The sequence below is a fragment of the Castellaniella hirudinis genome (assembly GCF_042651965.1).
GTDB classification, from domain to species: domain Bacteria; phylum Pseudomonadota; class Gammaproteobacteria; order Burkholderiales; family Burkholderiaceae_B; genus Castellaniella; species Castellaniella hirudinis.
Genome location: NZ_JBHSDY010000010.1, coordinates 337,051 through 356,002, shown reverse-complemented (window position 1 = coordinate 356,002; position 18,952 = coordinate 337,051). Strand labels below are relative to the sequence as shown.

The window sequence follows — 18,952 nt, the reverse complement described above, 5'->3', positions numbered from 1 at the left end:
TCAATGCCCGGCCGCATGGCTCTTGACCATATTGCGGGCCACGGCCAGCAACTCGGCGCCCTTGCCGCCCTTGGCGTCGACCGACTTGATCCACTCCTGGCTGACGCCGCGCGTGGCCTCGACGAAGCGCTGGTACTCCGCGTCCGGCATGTCGTAGAACTGATTCCCGGCCGCCTTGGCCTGCGCCTTGAACTTGGGGATGACCTCGTCGAAGCCGACCCGGCCGGCCCAGGCCGAGGCCTTCAAGCCGCTGTTGTCGTCGATGACTTTCTTCAGGTCGGCCGGCAGGCTGTCGTAGCGCGCCTGGTTCATGCCGAACAGGAAGATCGTGTTCGACAGCCGGGGGGCGCCCTCGGGCACGTCGAAGTGGTAGTTGGCGATTTCCGCCAGCTTGATGGCCGGGGCGCTTTCCCAGGGCACGGTCACGCCGTCCACCACGCCCTTGCTCAGGGCCTCGGGCACGGCAGGCAGCGGCATCTGCACCGGCACGGCCCCCAGAGCCTCGATGGTGCGGGCGTTGGAGCGGGTTGCGGCGCGGATCTTCAGCCCCTTCAGGTCTTCCAGCGTCTTGGGCTGCTTGTTGGAAAAATGGAAGAGCGCGCCGTCGTGCAGGTGCATGAAGATCGGGTGCACGCCCTTGAATTCGTCCAGGGCGAACTTGTTGACGTATTCCCACAGCGCCTGGCTGCCGGCTTCGGCCTTGACCGCGATCCAGGGCAGCTCGAAGACCTCGCTCTTGACGAAGCGGCCCGCGGCATAGGTCGGCACGGTCCAGATGATGTCGGCCACGCCGTCCTTGGCCTGGTCGAACAACTGGGCCGGCGTGCCGCCCAACTGCATGGCCGGATAGATCTGGCAGGTCATGCGCTGGTTCGATTCCTGCGCGATCTTGTCGCACCAGGGCTGGATCAGATTGATCTGGGCGCTGGAGGTCGCGGGCAGGAAGTGGGCGACCTTCAGGATGACTTTGTCGTCCGCCCGGGCCGCCGCGGCGGCCGTCAGTCCCAGGGCCAGTGCGGCCAGGACTTTGCCCGCGCGAAACAATGTCTTGGAATGCTGCGTCATGCTTGTCTCCTCATGGATCGTGAATAGGCGTGGATCGCCTTTTTTGACTGATGGTTGTAGGTGGTGCATCACACTGCGACAACAAAACCTCTTTACAACGCCCCGAATGTCCGGACCAGGACCAGCGCCAGACTGGGGAACAGCACCAGCGCCGCGATCCGGATGAAATCCGACGCCAGGAAAGGCAGCACGCCCTTGAAGGTTTCCGTCAGGGGAACGTCCTTCGCCAGGCGGTTGATGATGTAGACGTTCATGCCGACCGGCGGGTGGACCAGACCGATTTCCACCACCATCAGCGCCAGGATGCCGAACCAGATCGACTTGTCATCGTGGCTCATGCCGTAGAAATCCAGCCCCATCACCATCGGATAGAAGATGGGGATGGTCAGCAGGATCATGGCCAGGGAATCCATGACGCAGCCCAGGAAGATGTAGACCAGCAGGATGGCGACGATCACCAGGAACGGCGACAGGCCGCTGCCCTGCACCCAGGACGCCAGCTCGGCCGGCAGTTGCGACAGGGCCAGGGACACGTTCAACATGTCGGCGCCCAGCAGCACCAGATAGATCATCGCCGTCGCCTGGGCCGTGCCCAGGGCGCTTTCCAGCAGCCCCTTCCAGCGCAGGCCGCCCGAGGCCACGGCGATCACGCCGCAGGCGGCCGCGCCGATGGCGGCGGCCTCGGTGGGCGTGGCCCAGCCCGCGTAGATGCCGACGATGACGATGACGAACACCGCCAGCACAGGCCCGACCTGGATCAGCGCCCGGATGCGCTCCGGCCACGCGATCCGCGCACCGGCGGGCCCCATCTCCGGACGGCGGCGCACGATGATCTGGATGACGATCATGTAGCCGATCATGGCCAGCAGGCCGGGGATGACCGCCGCCATGAACAGCTTGCCGATGGATTCCTGGGTCAGGATGGCGTAGATGATGAGCGGCACGGACGGCGGGATCATGATGCCCAGCGTCCCGCCCGCGGCCAGGGTGCCGGTGGCCAGGCTGCCGGCGTAGCCGTAGCGGCGCAATTCCGGCAGCACCACCTGCCCCATGGTGGCGGCGGTCGCCAGCGACGATCCGCAGATGGCGCCGAAGCCGGCGCAGGCGCCCACGGCGGCCATCGCCACCCCGCCCTTGCGGTGGCCGATGAAGGCGCTGACGAAACGGAACAGGCTGCGGCTCAGCCCGCCGTGCGTCGCGAACTGCCCCATCAGCAGGAACAGGGGGATCACCACCAGGTCGTAGTTGGACAGGCGGGCATACGCCAGGTTCTTCAGGGACGCCATCAGCGGCACTTCGCTGCCCGTCAGATAGACGTAGCCCCCGGCGCCGGCGATGAACATCGAAATGCCGATGGGGATGCGGACCACCATCAGGGCGAGCAGCGCCGCAAACATGATGAAACCAACCGTCATGCCGCTCATGGCTGATGCTCCCGACCCAGGGCGGCCCGCAGGTGCAGACCGCACATATAGAAACCGGCCGCCGCCATCAGGACGAAGCCGGGCACCATGGCCGCCTGGGCGAGCCACACCGGCCAGCCCAGGATGGCCGACGTTTCACCCGCCTCGTGCAAGGCGGCCGCGCCCACGCCGGTGCGCCAGGCGATCAGCGCGCCGAACAGCCCCACCAGCAGGGAACCGAGCGCATCCAGTCCATGGACGATGCCCGGCCGGGCATGCGCGGTGAAGAAGTCCACCTTGACGTCCCCGCCTTCCAGGTGGCAATAGGCGAAGAACGCCGCCGAGGCCGCCGCCGACACCATCATCAACACCTCCATGTCGCCCGGCACCGGCATGGCGACGAGCTTGCGCCCGACGATGGAAATCAATGACATGGCGACCAGCACGACAAAGGCCAGCCCGCCCAGCGCAGCCAGCGCCTTGGACGCGGCATGCAGGGCCCGGCCGAAGGGTCCGAACCGATGTGCGTGGGGGCCGGGCGGCGCCGCCTCGGATGCTGTGTGCGTCTGCATGTTGTCTCCTGATCTGTCTTGTTGTGTGATCGATCCCGCCTCAATGCGCCGGTCGGAAACGCATCAGGTTTCTGGTTCCGGCAGCACCTTGCCCGGGTTGAGCAGGCCCAGCGGATCCAGGGCCGCCTTCAGCGCCCGCATCGCGGCCAGCTCGGCCTTGCTGCGGCTGAAGCCCAGATAGGGCCGCTTGAGCACGCCGATGCCATGCTCGGCCGACACGGATCCACCCCAGTCGCGCACCAGGCCATAGACGATCTGGTCGATGGCGGGCTCGGGGAACGGGTCCTGGTCGACTTTGACGCCGATATGGATGTTGGAGTCGCCCACGTGGCCGAAGAACACGGTCTGCGCCCCGGGCCAGCGCTTTTTCACGGCGTGCGTGCAGGCCTGGATGAAGGCGCCCAGCTCACCCGTCGGAATGCTGACGTCGTAGCCCGCGTGCGGCCAGAAAATCCGCTGCAGTTCGCCGGATGCATCGCGGATCGACCACAAGGAGGCCATGTGCGCCTCGGACTGGGCGATGACGGCGTTCTGGACGATGTCGGACATCAGGGCTTCGCCCAGCACCGCCTCGAAACGGGCCTGGTCGGCCTGCTGGTCGGTGCCCATCGATTCCAGCAGCACGTACGCGCCATGGCCGTGCGGCATCGGCGTGGGCAAGGCAGGCAGCGACGAGGTCACCAACTGGTAGAAATCGGGCCACATCAGCTCGAAGGCCGACAGATTGGGCCCCAGGCCGGAACGGGCATGATTCAGCAGCCGCACGACGGCGTCGTAGTCCTCCAGCGCGCACAGCGCGGTGCAGCGGCTGCGCGGCTGGGGAAACAGGCGCAGCACGACCCGCGTGATCACGCCCAGCGTCCCCTCGCTGCCGATGAACAACTGCTTGAGGTCGTAGCCGGTATTGTTCTTCAGCATCTTGTTCATCCCGGTCAGCACGGTGCCATCCATCAGCACGGCCTCCAGGCCCAGCACCAGATCCCGCGCCATGCCATAGCGCAGCACCCGGTTGCCGCCGGCGTTGGTCGACAGATTGCCGCCGATGCGGCACGAGCCGCGGGCGCCCAGGTCCAGGGGAAACAGAAAGCCGGCGCCCTGCGCCGCGTGCTGGATGGTTTCCAGCGGCGTGCCGGCGCCGACGGTCATGGTGGCCGCCGCCGGATCGATTTCCTCGATGGCCTCCAGCCGTTCCAGGCACAGCACGACGCAATCCTGCACCGGCACCGCGCCGCCCGCCAGGCCGGTGCGTCCGCCCTGGGGCACGACCGGCACGCGCGCGGCATGGCAGGCGCACAGCACGGCGGACACCTGGGCGGTGTCTGCGGGCCGCACCACGGCCAGCGGCCGGCCCTGGGGCGTCTTGACCATCCAGTCGTGCAGGAAGCGATCCTCGATCGCCCCTCCCGTCAGGCAGTGGTGCGCGCCGACGGCTGCGCGCAGGACTTCGATGACCTCATTCGTCATGGTGCAGGCCTCAGAAAGGATAGGCGCGGGGCGAGGTCTGGACCGTGACCCAGCGGATCTCGGTGAAGGCCTCGATGCCGGCCTTGCCGCCGAAACGGCCGTACCCGCTGTCCTTGACGCCGCCGAACGGCATCTGCGGCTCGTCATCGACCGTGGCGCTGTTGATGTGGCAGATCCCGGCCTGGAGACGGCCGGCGACGCGCAGCGCGCGGGCGACGTCCGCGCCGATCACGGCCGAGGACAGGCCATAGGCGCTGTCGTTGGCGCAGGCCACGGCCGCATCCTCGCCCGCCACGCGCACGATGGCCTTGACCGGACCGAAGGTTTCTTCGGCGTAGATGCGCATGTCCGGCGTCACATGGTCCAGCAGGGCCGCGGCCATCAGCGTGTCGTCGGATTTGCCGCCGCACAGCAGCTTCGCGCCCTTGGCGAGCGCGTCGTCGATCATGTCGTTGCAACGCCGCACGGCCGACATGTCCACCAGCGACCCCAGAACCACCGGCCCCTGGCGCGGATCGCCCACCGGCAGCGCGCTGGCCTTGTCCGCCAGGCGCTGGACGAAGGCGTCGGCAATGCGCTCATCGACGATGATGCGTTCGGTGGACATGCAGATCTGGCCCGAATTGGCGAAGGCGCCGAAGGCCGCCGCGTTGACCGCGCAATCCAGGTCGGCATCGTCCAGCACCACCAGCGGCGCCTTGCCGCCCAGTTCCAGCACCGCCGGCTTGAGATGCCGGGCGCACAGTTCCGCGATGATCCGTCCGACCCGGGTCGAGCCGGTGAAGTTCACGCGCCGGGTCGCCGGATGCGCCACCAGCGCCTCGACGACGGCCGCGGCGTCCTCGGGCGCATTGGTCACGAAATTGACCACCCCGGCCGGCAGGCCGGCGGCTTGCAAGGCCTCGATGATCAGGCCGTGCGTGGCCGGGCACAGTTCCGAGCCCTTCAACACCACGGTATTGCCGCAGGCCAGCGGCGTGGCGACGGCGCGCACGCCCAGGATGACGGGCGCGTTCCACGGCGCCATGCCGACCACCACGCCGGCCGGCGCGCGCAGTCCCATGGCCAGATTCCCCGGCACGTCGGACGGGATCACCTCGCCGCCGATCTGCGTGGTCAGCGCGGCCGCTTCGCGCAGCATGCCGCCCGCCAGATGCACATTGAACCCGGCCCACAGGGCGGAGGCGCCCGTCTCGGCCGCCATGGCCGCGACGAAATCGTCGGCGCGGGCCTCCAGGGCGTCGGCGGCGCGGTTCAGCAGCGCGCGCCGTTCGCCGGGGCCGGTCTGCGACCACGCGCCAAAGGCATCGGCGGCCGCCTGCACGGCGGCGCGGGCGTCCTCAGGCGTGGCGGCCGGCGCCGTGGTGGCGACCTGGCCGTCGAGCGGATTGCGGCGCTGGAAGGTCTTGCCGTCCGCAGCCTGGCGGTGCTCGCCGCCGATCAACAGGGAAATCGTGCTCATGATGTCCTCCTCGATGGAGATGGAAAGGGAGGCGCGGCGCGGAGCCGCACCGATTCAGGCCACGTCGATTTCAAGCAGGAACGGCGCAGAGACGTCCAGGGCCTCGCGCAGCGCGCCTGCCAGCGCGCCCGGGTCGGAGACCCGCGCGGCGCCGCACCCCATGCCCCGGGCCACGGAGACGAAATCGATGTCGGGCAGATCGACGCCATGCAGCGGGTCGGCGGGTGTGAAACCGTAGACCGGCGCGAATTCGCGCAGGGCGGCATAACTGCGATTCTTCAGGATCAGGAAGGTGATCGGCAGCTTCAACTGCGCGGCGCTCCACAGCCCCTGGATCGAATACAGGCTGGAGCCGTCGCCGATCAGGCCGATGATCTTGCGCTCCGGCTTGCCCAGCGCCACGCCGACGGCGGCCGGCAGGCCGAAGCCCAGGCCGCCGCTGCACATGGTGTAGAAGGTCTCGGACTGCAGGATCGGCAGATAGCGCTGCATCACCGGGCGGGCGCTGGGCGCCTCCTCGACGATGATCGAGTCCGGCGCACGCGTCTCGGCCAGCGTCTGCAACACATAGGCGACGGACATCAGCGGCGTCGGTTCGGCCCGGGGCGCAGGCGCGCGGCGCGGCGGATCGTCGCGCCGGGGAGGCTCGGGCCGCTGCAGCAGATCTCGGACGGCCGCGCGCACGCTGCCCAGCGCCGCCGTCCCGGCCGGCGCCCAGGCCAGCGTATTGGGATCATCGACGATCTGGGCCAGTTCGCTGCCGGGCGGAATGTGGGGGCCTTCGCCCTCGATGTGATAGGCGAAGGCCGCCGCGCCCAAAGCCAGGATGAAGTCATGGCCCGACAGCAGGCCGACGATGCGCTCGCGCGCGGCGGGCAGGAAACCGGCGAACAAAGGGTGGTCTTCGGGGAAGCCGTTGCGTCCCGACATGGGCGCCGTCCAGACCGCCGCGCGATGGCGTTCGGCCAGCGCCACGACCTCGTCCCAGGCCTCGTCCCGGTCCACGGCCGCCCCCAGCACCAGGGCCGGGCGCTGCGCCGCGTCCAGCCGCCGGCCGATGCGGTCCAGCATCGCCGCGTCGGGACGGATCGAGCGGCTGACCCGGCGCGCCTGGACGGGTTCGCACAAGCGCCCCCAGTCATCGGCGGGCACCGACACCAGCACCGGACCGCACGGCGGCTGCATGGCCATGTAATACGCCCGGGCGATCGCCAGCGGCACGTCTTCGGCGCGCGCCGGCTCGATGCTCCATTTGACGTAGGGCTTGGGCAGTTCCGTGGCCTGGCTGGAAAACAGGAAAGGATCGAACGGCAGGATGGCGCGCGACTGCTGCCCCGCCGTGATCACCAGCGGCGTCCGGTTCTTGTGGGCCGTGAAGATCGCCCCCATGGCGTGTCCCACGCCGACCGCCGAGTGCAGATTGACGAAGGCGGCGTTGCGGGTCGCCTGGGCGTAGCCGTCGGCCATGCCGACCGCGACGGACTCCTGCAGGCCCAGGACGTAGTGGAAGTCCTCGGGGAAATCCAGGAACAGCCCCAGCTCGGTCGAGCCCGGATTGCCGAACATCGTCGTCATGCCGAACTGGCGCAGCAGATCCGTCACGGCCCGGCGTACCGTCACCAGGCCCGCCTGAGTCTGTTCCTGCGCCTGCTCACGCACCACGTCTTTCATCATGTCTGTCTCCGGGCCCCTGTCGAAGCCTGTCTTGATCGGGAAGCGCGCCGCCGACTCGCGGTTTTTGCTTCACATCGTGTCTTTCGAGACATGATGGAATCCGGCAAAATATAAATCAATAAAATATGTTTAATATTTTTTATTCGCCAAATTGATAATATGAAACTGGACCTGAACCTGCTGCGCGTGTTCGACGCGATCTACACGGCCCGCAACGTCAGCCGCGCGGCGACCGCACTGGACCTGACCCAGCCCGCCGTCAGCCAGGGCCTGACCCGCCTGCGCAATCTGGTGGGGGATCCGCTGTTCGTGCGCGCCGCCGGCGGCGTGGTGCCCACCGCCCGCGCCCAGCGCATGGCGCCGGCCATCCACGAGGCCTTGCACGCGCTGGAAAGCGCCGTGCAGGACTCGGCCGGGTTCAACCCCGCCCAGGCGGAACGGGTCTTCCGGCTGCACATGACGGACATCGGCGAGGACCAGTTCCTGCCCCGCCTGATCACCACGGCGCGGCTGCGCGCGCCGCATACCCGCATCGAAACCATGCGGGTGCCTCTGGACGACCTGGGATCCGCCATGGACCAGGGCCGGGTGGACCTGGCCTTCGGGTTTCTGCCCGGCCTGAAATCCATGCGTTCGGCGATCCTGTTCCAGGACCGCTACATCATCCTGATGCGCAAGGGGCATCCGTTCGCCCAGCGGCATGGCGCGCGGCTGCGCACGCTGGACGCCGTGCACACGCTGGATTTCATCACCGTGCGCACGCACGCGTATACGCGCACGGCGCTGGAGGCCCTGGACGCGGCCGGCCGCGTCCAGGTGACCACCGAGCACTTCATGGCGCTGCCGGCCCTGATCGAGGCCACGGATCTGGCCGTCATCATCCCGCGCAACATCGCCCTGTCTTTCGAGCCCCGCGGTCGCTACGCCATCATCGAGGCCGATCTGCCGCGGCGCGAATTCGACGTGGGCATCCACTGGAGCCACCGCTACGACAAGGACCCGGCCAACCGCTGGCTGCGCGGCCTGGCGCTGGAGCTTTACCAGGAAACCTGATTCCGCCCCTGCCGCTCAGTGCGACGCGCCCCCGCCCACGCCGATGGGAGCCGGCGCCAGGCTGGTGATGCGCCGGAACAGATCGGCGTAGCGGTTGCCCGGCCCGGACCAGGGGTCGCCGTTGCGCACGAAGTCGGCGTTGATCTTCTCCCATTCGTCCGCGCTGAAGAGGCGGCGCGCCGCCGGCAGGATGTGGCGCTCCTCGGTGTTCAGGTGCACCCACTCGTCGGCGATATACGTCCGCACGGCGTCCCTGAAGCCGGGGAAATTCGCCGCCCCGCCCTGCATGTAGCTGACCAGGGCGCGGTCGAGCAGGCTGGTGGCGTGATTCGTGTCCCGGTGCTGGGCCTCGAGCTGATCCAGGTGTTCGTCCTGTTCCTGCGTCTTGGTCCGCAACAGGGCGAAGATCTGGTCTTCCTTCGGATGGTGCAGCTTGTCGGGCATCTCGGCGATGTACTCGATCATGCTGGCCAGCAAGGTGTAGTCCGGTTCCAGCTTGCCGTCCTCGATGTCCTGCACGATGCTCGACAGACCGTTGAGGATGGCCGCCAGCGCCCGGTGCTCTTCCTGGATGGCCTCGATGGCGGGGATGCGCTCGGCCGGCGCCCCGGAGGGTGCGGCGGCCTCGGCGCCCGCCCCGCTCTTGCCGCCGCCGTCCGTTGCGCCGGCGCCCAGCCAGCGGTCCAGCGCATCGCCGTCGCGCAGCAGTTCGGCGCTGCTGCCCGAATAGACGACCCGGCCGCGTTCCAGCACCAGGGCCTGGCGCGTGATCGGCAGGATCTGGCGGGCGTGCTGCTCCACCAGGATGACGGCCATGCGGCCTTCGGAGACCATGCGGTCGATGATGTGCAGCAGTTCCTGGGCGATCAGCGGCGCCAGGCCTTCCAGCGGTTCGTCCAGCAGCAGGACCTTGGGGTTGAGCATCAGCGCCCGCCCCATGGCCAGCATCTGCTGCTCACCGCCCGACAACTGGCTGCCCAGGTTCGAACGGCGCTCCTCCAGCCGGGGGAACAGGGCGTAGACCCGCTCCAGGGTCCACTCGCCCGGCCGGGCGACTACGGTCAGGTTTTCTTCGACGGTCAGGGAACGGAAGATGTCGCGTTCCTGCGGCACCCAGCCCAGGCCGGCCTGGGCGCGGCGGTGGCTGGGCACGTGGGCGATGTCCTCGCCCTGAAAGACGATGCGGCCGCGCCGCATCCGGGTGACGCCCATCAGGGTCGCCAGCAGCGTCGTCTTGCCCATGCCGTTGCGCCCCAGCAGCGCCAGGCTCTCGCCGGCCGCCAGGGACAGGGACAAGTCTTCCAGGACGACGGCGTCGCCGTAGCCCGCCCAGACGTTTTCCAGGCGCAAGAGTTCAGACATGGGCTTCTCCCAGGTAGACTTCCTTGACGCGCGGGTGGTGCGCGATCACCTCGGGGGTGTCCTCGATCAGCAGCGCGCCCGACACCAGGACGGAGATGCGTTCGGCAAAACGGAAAACCAGATTCATGTCGTGCTCGATCAGCAGAATGGTGACGTCGCGCGGCAACTGGGCGATGGTCTCGAACAGCTCCTGGCTTTCGCCGGTCGGCACGCCGGCCGCCGGTTCGTCCAGCAGCAGGACCTTGGGCTGCAGCGCCAGCGCCAGGGCGATCTCGATCAGGCGCTGGCGGCCATAGGCCAGATTGCGCGTGGTCTCGTGCGCGTCGGCCAGCAGCTTCAGGCGATCCAGGATCCCGGCCGCCTCGTCGATGATTTCGCCGTGGGCGGACAGCGGTTTCCACCAGTGCGTGCCCAGCCCGTTGCGTTCGCTGACGGCCAGCGCGACGGATTCGAGCACCGTCATGTCCATGAACAACTGGTTGATCTGGAACGTACGCACCAGCCCCTGGCGGGCGCGATCATGCTGCGGCATGCGCGTCACGTCGCGGCCCATCAGCTCGACACGGCCTTCGCTGGGTTCCAGATAGCCGGTCAGGAGATTGATCAGCGTGGTCTTGCCGGCCCCGTTGGGGCCGATCAGGGCATGGCGCGCGCCGGGCGCGATCGACAGATCGACGTGGTCGGTGGCGACGAAGCCGCCGAAACGGCGCACCAGGCCGTGGGTCTGCAGGACGGGACTCATGAAGGGGACTCCGTGCGGGCGCGCGCAGCGGCGCGTTGGCGGGAAGATGCGATCCATTGCTGGGCCGTCCCCAGGATGCCGCCCCGGGCGAACAGCACCACCAGCACCAGGATCAGGCCCAGCCAGAACTGCCAGTATTGGGGATTCATGTCGGACAGCAGGTAATTGGCGATCACGAAGACGATGGCGCCCAGCAGGCCGCCGTACAGATGCCCCGCCCCGCCCAGAATCAGGATCAGCAGCAGGTCGGCCGAACGCTGGAAGCTGAGCACGTCCAGCGAGACGAAGGAGTTCGTCTGCGCCAGCAAGGCGCCCGCCACGCCGGCATAGCCCGCGCCGATGGTGTAGACCGTGATCAGGCGGCGGTTCACGGGCACGCCCAGCGCCGGCATGCGCAGCGTGTTCATGCGGATGCCGCGCAGGCTCTGGCCGAAGGGCGAATGCACCAGGCGGCGGGCAAACCAGAACATCACGAACAGCACGATGACCGAATAGATGTAGCCGACACGGCCGAACATGTCGAAATCGAACATGCCCAGGATCGGCTTGACCTCGACCCCCGGCATGCCGTCCACCCCGCCGGTGATGCTGGTGAATTTGTTGGCCAGTTCATAGAGCATCAGGGCCACGCCCAGCGTCACCATCAGGCGCGACAGGTCGCTGCCGCGCAGCAGCAGGAAGCTGCTGAGAAAGCCCAGCACGGCGGCGACCACGGCCGCCAGCAGCAGGCCCAGCAGCGGGTCCCCGTAGCCGTTCGAACCCAGCAGGCCCACGGTGTAGGCGCCCACGCCGAAGAAGGCGGCATGGCCCAGGGAGATCACCCCTGCGTAGCCGAAGATCAGGTCCAGCGACAGCGCGAACAGGCTGGTGATGGCGATCTGGCTGAGCAGCAGGTAATTGCCCGGAAAGGCGAAGTACGCCAGGATCGGCAGGCACCAGAACAGGTATTCCAGCGGCTGCCAGCGGGCCGAGCGACGATAGCGGTCGAGCGCGGTCGGGCCGGCCTGCGGATGGGACGGCGTCCCGATCGAATTGGAGGTCGTCATGGCGGGGCCTATTTATGAGGACGGCCGAACAGGCCATGGGGGCGGAAGATCAGCGTCGCCACCATGACGGCGTAGATGATGAAGGCGCCGATCTGCGGCACATAGTATTTGCCGGCCACGTCGGCCACCCCCAGCAGGATGGCGGCGTACAGCGAACCGAGAATGTTGCCGCTGCCCCCCACGGACACCACGATGAGGAAGTACACCAGGTACTTCACGGGGAACTCGGGGTCCAGCCCCAGCATCTCGACCCCCAGCGCCCCGCCCAGGCCCGCCAGGGCGGAACCCAGGGCGAAGGTCAGGCTGAAGACGCGGTTGACGTCGATGCCCATGCCGCGCGCGACGCGCTGGTTGTCCACGGCCGCCCGCAGGCGTGCGCCGAAGGACGTGCGGATCACCGACCATTGCAGCAACAGGGCCACCGCCAGGCCGGCGACGATCAGGAACAGGCGATAGACGCCGATGTCCACGCCGGGCAGATGGATCTGACCGGACAGGAATTCAGGCAGGTGCAGCGGCTGTTGCTGCGCACCAAAGAAATAATGGGCGGCTGCCACGGACATGAACACCAGGCCGATGGAGAACAGCACCTGGTCCAGGTCGGACGCCGCGTACAAGCGACGATACAAGGTGCGCTCCAGCACGATGCCGGCCAGGGCGGGCACGATGATGGCCGCCGGCAGCGTCGCCAGGAACGGGACACCGTAGCCGTTGAGCAGCACCACGCACGCGTAGCCGCCCAGCATGGCGAACGCGCCATGGGCCAGGTTGACGAAGTTCATCAGGCCCAGTGTCACCGACAGGCCGACACTGATCAGAAACAGCAGCATGCCTGCGGCGATGCCGTCAAAGAGAATAGTCATGATTGATTCCAGGACTGGGATGGATCCGGTTCCGGACCGCCCGGGCGCCCGGCCCCGTCCTCACGGACGGGCGCCCGGGCCGGCGATCACTTCTGCTTGCCGGGGTCCTTGACGGCCTCGATCTTGTCGAACTCGACGTTCTGCAGCACGCCGTCCACCTTCTCGACCTTGCGGATGTAGACGTTCTGGATGATGTCGCGCGTTTCCGGGTCGATTTCCACCGGGCCGCGCGGGCTGGTCCACTTCATGCCCTTGACGGCCCCCATGAAGGCGTCGGCGCCGGCATCGCCCTTGGTCTTTTCCAGGGCCTGGTAGATCAGGTGCATGCCGTCATAGCCGGCGACCGCCACGAAGTTGGGACGATCCTTGGGGAAGGCCTTGTGGTAGGCAGCCACGAACGCCTTGTTTTCCGGCGAATCGTGCGCGGCCGAATAGTGGAAGGACGTGATCATGCCGATCGCCGCGTCGCCCATGGCGTCGAGCACGTCCTCGTCGGTCACGTCGCCCGTGGCCAGTTCCTTGATCCCGGCCTGATCCAGGCCGCGCTCCTTGTAGCCCTTGGCCAGCGCCACGCCCTGTTCGCCGTTGGGCACGAACAGGAACACGGCGCCCGGCTTGGCGTCCTTCACGCGCTGCAGGAACGGCGCGTAGTCCGGCGTGTTGACGGGGGTGCGGACCTCGCCCACGATCTTGCCCCCCAGGCCGGTGAAGGACTTCTGGAACTGCTGTTCGGCGTCATGCCCGGGACCGTAGTCGGACACCAGGGTGTAGACCTCGTGAGTGCCGTTCTTGTAGGCCCACTGCGCCATCGGCGCGGTGACCTGCGGCAGGGTCATGGACACACGGACGATGTTGGGGGACTTTTCGGTGATCGAAGACGTGGCCGCGTTCAGCACCACCATCGGCACCTTGGCTTCGGTCGCCAGGGGCGCGACGGAGAAGGCGTTGGGCGTCAGGGTGAAGCCGGCCAGGATGTCGACCTTGTCCTTGATCAGCAGCTCTTGCGCCTGGCGCTTGGCCACCGCCGGCGCAATACCGGTGTCGTCCTTGATGATGATCTGGACCTTGCGGCCGGCGACCGTGTCGCCGTGTTCCGCCAGGAACAGGTCGATGCCGTGCTTGATCTGCTTGCCGTGGGCGGCGAACGGCCCGGACATCGGCATCACGACGCCGATCTTCAAGTCTGCGGCCTGGGCTGCGCCGAAGGCCGTTGCCAAGCCGAAGGCCAAGGCGGTCACCCCAAGGGTTTTGCTGAGTTTCATGGTCTCGCTCCTGTTGGTATATCAGTCAGAATGTCAGAATGAAAGGATGAATCACGCCCGGGCCGACTGGCCGGACAGTTGCTGCTCGAGGTCATGCAGCACCCGGTAGCACGGCAGCACCTGGGCCACACTGGCGTTCGGCTCCCGTCCTTCGCGGATGGCGGCGAAAAACTCCCGGTCCTGCAGTTCGATGCCGTTCATGGACACGTCCACCCGGCTGACGTCGATGGCCTCTTCGCGGCCGGTGAACAGATCGTCGTAGCGGGCGATGTAGGTCGCCGTGTCGCCGATGTAGCGGAAGAACGTCCCCAGCGGACCGTCGTTGTTGAAGCTGAGCGACAGCGTGCAGATGGCGCCGTTGGCCGCCTGCAACTGGATCGACATGTCCATGGCGATGCCCAGTTCCGGATGGATCGGGCCTTGCACCGCGTGGGCCCGCACGACGGGGCTGCCGCACTGATAGGCGAACAGGTCCACCGTGTGCGCCGCGTGGTGCCACAGCAGGTGATCGGTCCAGCTCCGCGGCTCGCCCAGCGCATTCATGTTGGTGCGGCGGAAGAAATACGTCTGCACGTCCATCTGCTGGATCTGGAATTCGCCGCGTTCGACGCGCTGGTGGACGTACTGGTGACTGGGGTTGAAGCGCCGCGTGTGGCCGCACATGGCGGTCTTGCCGGTCTCGCGCGCCAGGGCCACCAGGGCCTCGGCGTCGGCCAGGGAATCCGCCATGGGGATCTCGACCTGGACGTGCTTGCCCGCGCGCAGGCAGGCCATGGCCTGGGCCGCATGCATCTGCGTCGGCGTGCACAGGATCACAGCGTCGATCTCGGGACGCGCCAGGACTTCGTCCAGATCGGTGGCGGCCTGTTCGATGCCGTATTTTTGCGCCACGGCGCGGGTCTTTTCCTGGTCGCGGCTGACCAGCGCGACGACGTCCACGCCGTCGATGCGGGCGATGCCGTCCAGGTGCTTGATGCCAAAGGCGCCGGCGCCGGCCAGCGCGACTTTCAGGGTACGGTCGGTCACGATTGTTGTTCCTCCAGGATCAGGTGGCCCACGGCCGTGTTCGAAGCCGGGACGTGGTAGAAGCGGTGCGCGACGCGCGGCGCCGGGCCGCCCGCCACGTCCGCCATGGCGCCCCGGGCGATCAGCCACATGACCAGCTCGATGCCCTCGGAACCCGCCTCGCGCACATAGTCGATGTGCGGCACGTCCGCCTGGCCGGCCGGATCGGCGATCAGCCGGTCCAGGAAGGCGTTGTCGAATTCGCGGTTGATGAGACCGGCGCGCGGCCCCTGCAGTTGGTGGCTCATGCCGCCCGTGCCCCAGATGTGCACGTTCAGCGGTTCGTCGTAGCTTTCGATGGCGCGGCGGATGGCGCGGCCCAGTTCAAAGCAGCGGCGGCCGGACGGCACGGGATACTGCACCACGTTGACGGCAAAGGGGATGATCGGGCACGGCCAGGCTTCGGGCTGGCCGCACATCAGCGACAGGGGCACCGTCAGGCCGTGGTCCACGTCCATCTTGTTGACGATGGTCAGGTCGAAATCCTGCTGGATCACCGATTGGGCGATGTGCGCGGCCAGTTCCGGGTGGCCGATCACGGTCGGCACCGGACGCGCGCCCCAGCCTTCGTCGGCCGGCTTGAATTCCGCCGCGCAGCCGATGGCGAAGGTCGGGATCATCTCCAGGCTGAAGGCCGTGGCGTGGTCGTTGTAGACCAGGAAGACGACGTCGGGACGATTGTCCTTCATCCACTGCTTGGACGGCTCGTAACCCTTGAACAGGGGCGACCAGTATTCGTTGCCGGTCTTGCCCAGGTCGATGGCGGCGCCGATCGCGGGCACGTGCGAGGTGTAGACACTCGCGCTGATGCGGGCATGCGTCTGTTGGGTCACTGCTTTTCTCCGGTATGGCGGTTGCCTTCGATGCCACGGCCGCCGGCCAGCATCATCGCGGCGTATTCTTCCTGGCTCATGCCGGTCATGCTGGCGGCCATGAACTGGAAGGATCGTCCGTCGGTGGCGCCGAGCTTGGCCAGAAAATAGATGTTGCCGCCCAAGGACAGACAGCGGTTCAGGTCGCGCGCCAGCACGGCCTGCTTCTGGTCCTCGGTCATCGGCCATTCGTCCAGGTAGGCGCGTTCGTCGGCGCGGAACCGGTCGCGGTTCTCAGCCTTCATCAGCGACATGCAGAACTGATTCAGGTGATAGCCTTTGCGGGACTGATCCGCGTCGAAAATGGTCGTGCCGGGCACGTCGGTATAGGGCTTGTTCAGAGACATGGCTCAACTCCAGTACAAGCGGTTCGGATTGTCCACCAGCAGCTTGCGCTGCAGTTCTGCCGTCGGCGCGATCTGCGGAATATAGTCCACCAGCAGACCGTCGTCGGGCATGTGGTTCTTGAGGTTCGGGTGCGGCCAGTCGGTGCCCCACAGCACGCGGTCGGGGAAGGTCTCCACCAGGCGGCGCGCAAAGGGCGCGACGTCACGATAGGCGTGCTGTTCGCCGTTCAGGGCCGGCGGGCCGGACTGGCTGAGGCGTTCCGGGCAACTGACCTTGCTCCAGATGTTCGGATGGTCCTGCATCATCTTCACGAACAGGCCGAATTCCGGGCCGTCCACGGGCTGGGTCACGTCGGGGCGGCCCATGTGATCGACCACTACCGTGGTCGGCAGCGTGGTGAAGAAATCATACAGTTCGGGCAGGTCCTGCGCCTCGAAATAAATCACCACGTGCCAGCCCAGCGGGGCGATGCGCGCAGCGATGTCGGACAGGACTTCGCGCGGCGTGAAATCCGCCAGGCGCTTGACGAAATTGAAGCGCGTGCCGCGCACACCGGCCTCGTGCATGGCCTGCAGCTCGGCGTCCGTCACGTCGCGCGACACCGTCGCCACGCCGCGCGCCCGGCCGCCGGACGCGCGCAGCGCATCGACCAGCGCGCGGTTGTCCGTGCCGTGGCAGGTCGCCTGCACGATCACGTTCTTATCGAAACCCAGGTGGTCGCGCAACGCGAACAGGGCTTCCTTGGGCGCGTCGCACGGCGTGTACTTGCGCTCCGGCGCATAGGGAAACACCGCGCCGGGACCGAAGACGTGGCAATGGGCGTCCACCGCCCCGGCCGGCAGGCGGAAGCGCGGACGGCTGGGGCCGTCGTAGAAATCCAGCCAGCCCGGGGTCTTGGTGAAGGTTTCGGTGCTCGTCATCGTGCGTCCTCAGTCGATGTACTTCAGGCCGGCCTTTTCCAGGCCTTCGCGCATCTTGTAGTAGTCCAGGCCCAGCACGCCCGAGGCGAAGATCTCGCGCTTGGCGCCCTCGTTGTCCTCGCGGGCCTGGGCATTGGCGGCCACCTGGGCGGCGACGGCGGCGGGCACCACCACCACGCCGTCGGTGTCCGCGATCACCACGTCGCCGGGGTTCACCGCCGCGCCGGCGCACACCACGGGGATGTTGACCGAACCCAGGGTGGCCTTGATGGTGCCCTTGGAACTGATGGCGCGGCTGAACACCGGGAAGTCCATCGACTCCAGGGTATCGACGTCGCGCACGCCGCCATCGATGATCAGGCCGCGCGCACCGCGCGCCTTGAACGAGGTGGCCAGCAGGTCGCCAAAGAAACCGTCGGTGTTGTCGGCGGTGCAGGCGGCCACCACCACGTCGCCGGGCTGGATCTGTTCGGCGGCCACGTGCAGCATCCAGTTGTCGCCCGGCTGCAGCAGCACCGTGACGGCCGTGCCGCACATCTTCGCGCCGCGCCAGACGGGGCGCATATAGGGCTTCATCAGGCCCACGCGGCCCATGGCTTCGTGGATGGTCGCCACACCGAAATGCGACAGGTGCTCGACGGCGGCCGGATCGGCGCGCTGGATCGTGCGGTGAACGACGCCGAGTTGATTCAGGGGAGTGCTCATGTCGATATTCCTTTTGATTACAGGCCCTTGGCCTTCAGGGCGGCATCCAGGCGCGGATACACGCGGCGCGCATTGCCTTCGTAGATCTGGAAGCGGTCTGCGTCGCTGAGGGTCGTGGCCGCTTCGACGTAGCGCTTCGTGTCGTCGAAATAGTGGCCGGTCTCGGGGTCGATGCCGCGCACCGCGCCGATCATTTCCGAAGCGAACAGCACGTTCTTCACCGGGATCACGCGGGTCAGCAGATCGATGCCCGGCTGGTGATAGACGCAGGTGTCGAAGAACACATTGTTCAGCAGGTGCTCGTCCAGCAAAGGCTTGCCCAGCGCCTGGGCCAGACCGCGGAAGCGGCCCCAGTGATACGGTGCGGCGCCGCCGCCGTGCGGGATCACGAAGCGTAGGGTCGGAAAGTCCTTGAACAGGTCCGAGGTCAGGCACTGCATGAAGGCCGTGGTGTCGGCGTTCAGGTAGTGCGAGCCGGTGGTGTGGAAGCACGCGTTGCAGCTGGTGGACACGTGGACCATCGCCGGGATGTCGTATTCGACCATCTTTTCATAGATGGGATACCAGGAGCGATCCGACAGCGGCGGCGCGGTCCAGTGGCCGCCGGACGGGTCCGGGTTCAGGTTGATGCCGACCGCGCCGTATTCCTTGACGCACTTTTCCAGTTCCGGGATGCAGGTGGCCGGATCGACGCCGGGCGACTGCGGCAGCATGGCGGCGGTGGCGAAATGCTCGGGAAACAGCGTCGCAACCCGGTGGCAGAGTTCATTGCAGATCGCTGCCCAGGTGCTGGACACCTGGAAGTCGCCGATGTGGTGCGCCATGAAGCTGGCGCGCGGCGAGAAGATCGTCAGGTCGGAGCCGCGCTCGCGCATCAGGCGCAACTGATTGGTCTCGATGCTTTCGCGCAGTTCGTCGTCGCTGATGCGCAGATCCGAGGGGCTGGGCCGTTGCGCCGGATCCTTGATGCCGGCGACCTGCCGGTCACGCCAATCGGCCAGCGCCTGCGGCGCCGTCGTGTAGTGGCCGTGGCAATCGATGATCAGGGGTTTTCTGCTCATTTCGTACGCTTCC

General features: G+C 67.3%; 18 protein-coding genes and 1 pseudogene. 1 reads left to right on the top strand and 18 read right to left on the bottom strand.

The window, feature by feature from the left end:
• The 6 genes from ACFO0J_RS15340 to mdlC all read right to left on the bottom strand — a co-directional run bounded on the left by ACFO0J_RS15340 (nucleotide 1) and on the right by mdlC (nucleotide 7,640).
• Nucleotides 1-1,065 carry a TRAP transporter substrate-binding protein gene (locus tag ACFO0J_RS15340; protein ID WP_376813949.1) on the bottom strand — a complete coding sequence of 355 codons (1,065 nt, stop codon included), beginning with the start codon at nucleotides 1,063-1,065 and terminating at the stop codon, nucleotides 1-3.
• Nucleotides 1,066-1,157: 92 nt separating this feature from the next.
• Nucleotides 1,158-2,489: a TRAP transporter large permease gene (locus ACFO0J_RS15335; protein WP_376813948.1), complete on the bottom strand. Its 1,332-nt coding sequence runs from the start codon at nucleotides 2,487-2,489 to the stop codon at nucleotides 1,158-1,160.
• Complete coding sequence (locus ACFO0J_RS15330; RefSeq protein ID WP_376813947.1) at nucleotides 2,486-3,040, bottom strand: TRAP transporter small permease; 555 nt, start codon at nucleotides 3,038-3,040, stop codon at nucleotides 2,486-2,488. Before ACFO0J_RS15330 ends, ACFO0J_RS15335 begins: the two co-directional genes overlap by 4 nt.
• Before the next feature lie 63 nt (nucleotides 3,041-3,103).
• The gene (locus tag ACFO0J_RS15325) at nucleotides 3,104-4,504 is read right to left on the bottom strand and encodes an FAD-binding oxidoreductase (RefSeq protein WP_376813946.1); all 1,401 of its coding nucleotides are present in this window, start codon (nucleotides 4,502-4,504) and stop codon (nucleotides 3,104-3,106) included.
• A gap of 10 nt (nucleotides 4,505-4,514) precedes the next feature.
• Nucleotides 4,515-5,966: an aldehyde dehydrogenase gene (locus ACFO0J_RS15320; protein ID WP_376813945.1), complete on the bottom strand. Its 1,452-nt coding sequence runs from the start codon at nucleotides 5,964-5,966 to the stop codon at nucleotides 4,515-4,517.
• 54 nt (nucleotides 5,967-6,020) lie between these two features.
• The gene (gene mdlC / locus ACFO0J_RS15315) at nucleotides 6,021-7,640 is read right to left on the bottom strand and encodes a benzoylformate decarboxylase (protein WP_376813944.1); all 1,620 of its coding nucleotides are present in this window, start codon (nucleotides 7,638-7,640) and stop codon (nucleotides 6,021-6,023) included.
• A gap of 159 nt (nucleotides 7,641-7,799) precedes the next feature.
• Here mdlC and ACFO0J_RS15310 point away from each other — a divergent pair, with 159 nt between their 5' ends.
• Nucleotides 7,800-8,693 (top strand): LysR family transcriptional regulator, encoded by an 894-nt coding sequence (locus ACFO0J_RS15310; RefSeq protein ID WP_376813943.1) that lies wholly within the window; start codon nucleotides 7,800-7,802, stop codon nucleotides 8,691-8,693.
• A gap of 15 nt (nucleotides 8,694-8,708) precedes the next feature.
• Here ACFO0J_RS15310 and ACFO0J_RS15305 read toward each other — a convergent pair whose 3' ends face one another.
• From ACFO0J_RS15305 to ACFO0J_RS15250, 12 genes and pseudogenes are all read right to left on the bottom strand, one after another.
• A complete protein-coding gene (locus tag ACFO0J_RS15305; protein ID WP_376814176.1) occupies nucleotides 8,709-9,266 on the bottom strand; it encodes a hemerythrin domain-containing protein in 558 nt (185 codons plus the stop codon).
• A gap of 105 nt (nucleotides 9,267-9,371) precedes the next feature.
• A pseudogene (locus ACFO0J_RS15300) lies at nucleotides 9,372-10,055 on the bottom strand (ABC transporter ATP-binding protein); the annotation flags it as partial.
• A complete protein-coding gene (locus tag ACFO0J_RS15295; protein WP_376813942.1) occupies nucleotides 10,048-10,797 on the bottom strand; it encodes an ABC transporter ATP-binding protein in 750 nt (249 codons plus the stop codon). The pseudogene ACFO0J_RS15300 and the gene ACFO0J_RS15295, both read right to left, overlap by 8 nt.
• Entirely contained in the window at nucleotides 10,794-11,843 is a 1,050-nt protein-coding gene (locus ACFO0J_RS15290; protein ID WP_376813941.1) for a branched-chain amino acid ABC transporter permease, read from the bottom strand. The genes ACFO0J_RS15295 and ACFO0J_RS15290 overlap by 4 nt, the downstream gene beginning before the upstream one ends.
• An 8-nt stretch (nucleotides 11,844-11,851) precedes the next feature.
• Nucleotides 11,852-12,706 (bottom strand): branched-chain amino acid ABC transporter permease, encoded by an 855-nt coding sequence (locus ACFO0J_RS15285; RefSeq protein ID WP_376813940.1) that lies wholly within the window; start codon nucleotides 12,704-12,706, stop codon nucleotides 11,852-11,854.
• A gap of 86 nt (nucleotides 12,707-12,792) precedes the next feature.
• A complete protein-coding gene (locus ACFO0J_RS15280; protein ID WP_376813939.1) occupies nucleotides 12,793-13,968 on the bottom strand; it encodes an ABC transporter substrate-binding protein in 1,176 nt (391 codons plus the stop codon).
• A 51-nt stretch (nucleotides 13,969-14,019) separates the two neighbouring features.
• Nucleotides 14,020-14,994, bottom strand: coding sequence for a Gfo/Idh/MocA family oxidoreductase (locus ACFO0J_RS15275; protein ID WP_376813938.1), 975 nt, complete (start codon nucleotides 14,992-14,994; stop codon nucleotides 14,020-14,022).
• Complete coding sequence (locus tag ACFO0J_RS15270) at nucleotides 14,991-15,866, bottom strand: class III extradiol dioxygenase subunit beta (RefSeq protein WP_376813937.1); 876 nt, start codon at nucleotides 15,864-15,866, stop codon at nucleotides 14,991-14,993. Before ACFO0J_RS15270 ends, ACFO0J_RS15275 begins: the two co-directional genes overlap by 4 nt.
• Nucleotides 15,863-16,252, bottom strand: coding sequence for a protocatechuate 4,5-dioxygenase subunit alpha (gene ligA, locus ACFO0J_RS15265; RefSeq protein ID WP_376813936.1), 390 nt, complete (start codon nucleotides 16,250-16,252; stop codon nucleotides 15,863-15,865). Before ligA ends, ACFO0J_RS15270 begins: the two co-directional genes overlap by 4 nt.
• 3 nt (nucleotides 16,253-16,255) lie before the next feature.
• Nucleotides 16,256-17,173, bottom strand: coding sequence for an amidohydrolase family protein (locus tag ACFO0J_RS15260; RefSeq protein WP_376813935.1), 918 nt, complete (start codon nucleotides 17,171-17,173; stop codon nucleotides 16,256-16,258).
• A gap of 9 nt (nucleotides 17,174-17,182) precedes the next feature.
• Nucleotides 17,183-17,878 carry a 4-carboxy-4-hydroxy-2-oxoadipate aldolase/oxaloacetate decarboxylase gene (gene ligK, locus ACFO0J_RS15255; RefSeq protein WP_376813934.1) on the bottom strand — a complete coding sequence of 232 codons (696 nt, stop codon included), beginning with the start codon at nucleotides 17,876-17,878 and terminating at the stop codon, nucleotides 17,183-17,185.
• A 17-nt stretch (nucleotides 17,879-17,895) separates the two neighbouring features.
• A complete protein-coding gene (locus tag ACFO0J_RS15250) occupies nucleotides 17,896-18,924 on the bottom strand; it encodes an amidohydrolase family protein (RefSeq protein WP_376814175.1) in 1,029 nt (342 codons plus the stop codon).
• Between the last annotated feature and the right edge of the window lie 28 nt (nucleotides 18,925-18,952).

Excerpts from the sequence above, each read along its gene's own strand:
- ligA (WP_376813936.1), bottom strand. The coding sequence starts at position 16,252 with ATGTCTCTGAACAAGCCCTATACCGACGTGCCCGGCACGACCATTTTC.
- ACFO0J_RS15335 (WP_376813948.1), bottom strand. The coding sequence starts at position 2,489 with ATGAGCGGCATGACGGTTGGTTTCATCATGTTTGCGGCGCTGCTCGCC.
- ACFO0J_RS15310 (WP_376813943.1), top strand. The coding sequence starts at position 7,800 with ATGAAACTGGACCTGAACCTGCTGCGCGTGTTCGACGCGATCTACACG.
- mdlC (WP_376813944.1), bottom strand. The coding sequence starts at position 7,640 with ATGATGAAAGACGTGGTGCGTGAGCAGGCGCAGGAACAGACTCAGGCG.
- ACFO0J_RS15295 (WP_376813942.1), bottom strand. The coding sequence starts at position 10,797 with ATGAGTCCCGTCCTGCAGACCCACGGCCTGGTGCGCCGTTTCGGCGGC.
- ACFO0J_RS15285 (WP_376813940.1), bottom strand. The coding sequence starts at position 12,706 with ATGACTATTCTCTTTGACGGCATCGCCGCAGGCATGCTGCTGTTTCTG.
- ligK (WP_376813934.1), bottom strand. The coding sequence starts at position 17,878 with ATGAGCACTCCCCTGAATCAACTCGGCGTCGTTCACCGCACGATCCAG.
- ACFO0J_RS15330 (WP_376813947.1), bottom strand. The coding sequence starts at position 3,040 with ATGCAGACGCACACAGCATCCGAGGCGGCGCCGCCCGGCCCCCACGCA.
- ACFO0J_RS15340 (WP_376813949.1), bottom strand. The coding sequence starts at position 1,065 with ATGACGCAGCATTCCAAGACATTGTTTCGCGCGGGCAAAGTCCTGGCC.
- ACFO0J_RS15320 (WP_376813945.1), bottom strand. The coding sequence starts at position 5,966 with ATGAGCACGATTTCCCTGTTGATCGGCGGCGAGCACCGCCAGGCTGCG.
- ACFO0J_RS15280 (WP_376813939.1), bottom strand. The coding sequence starts at position 13,968 with ATGAAACTCAGCAAAACCCTTGGGGTGACCGCCTTGGCCTTCGGCTTG.
- ACFO0J_RS15260 (WP_376813935.1), bottom strand. The coding sequence starts at position 17,173 with ATGACGAGCACCGAAACCTTCACCAAGACCCCGGGCTGGCTGGATTTC.
- ACFO0J_RS15290 (WP_376813941.1), bottom strand. The coding sequence starts at position 11,843 with ATGACGACCTCCAATTCGATCGGGACGCCGTCCCATCCGCAGGCCGGC.
- ACFO0J_RS15325 (WP_376813946.1), bottom strand. The coding sequence starts at position 4,504 with ATGACGAATGAGGTCATCGAAGTCCTGCGCGCAGCCGTCGGCGCGCAC.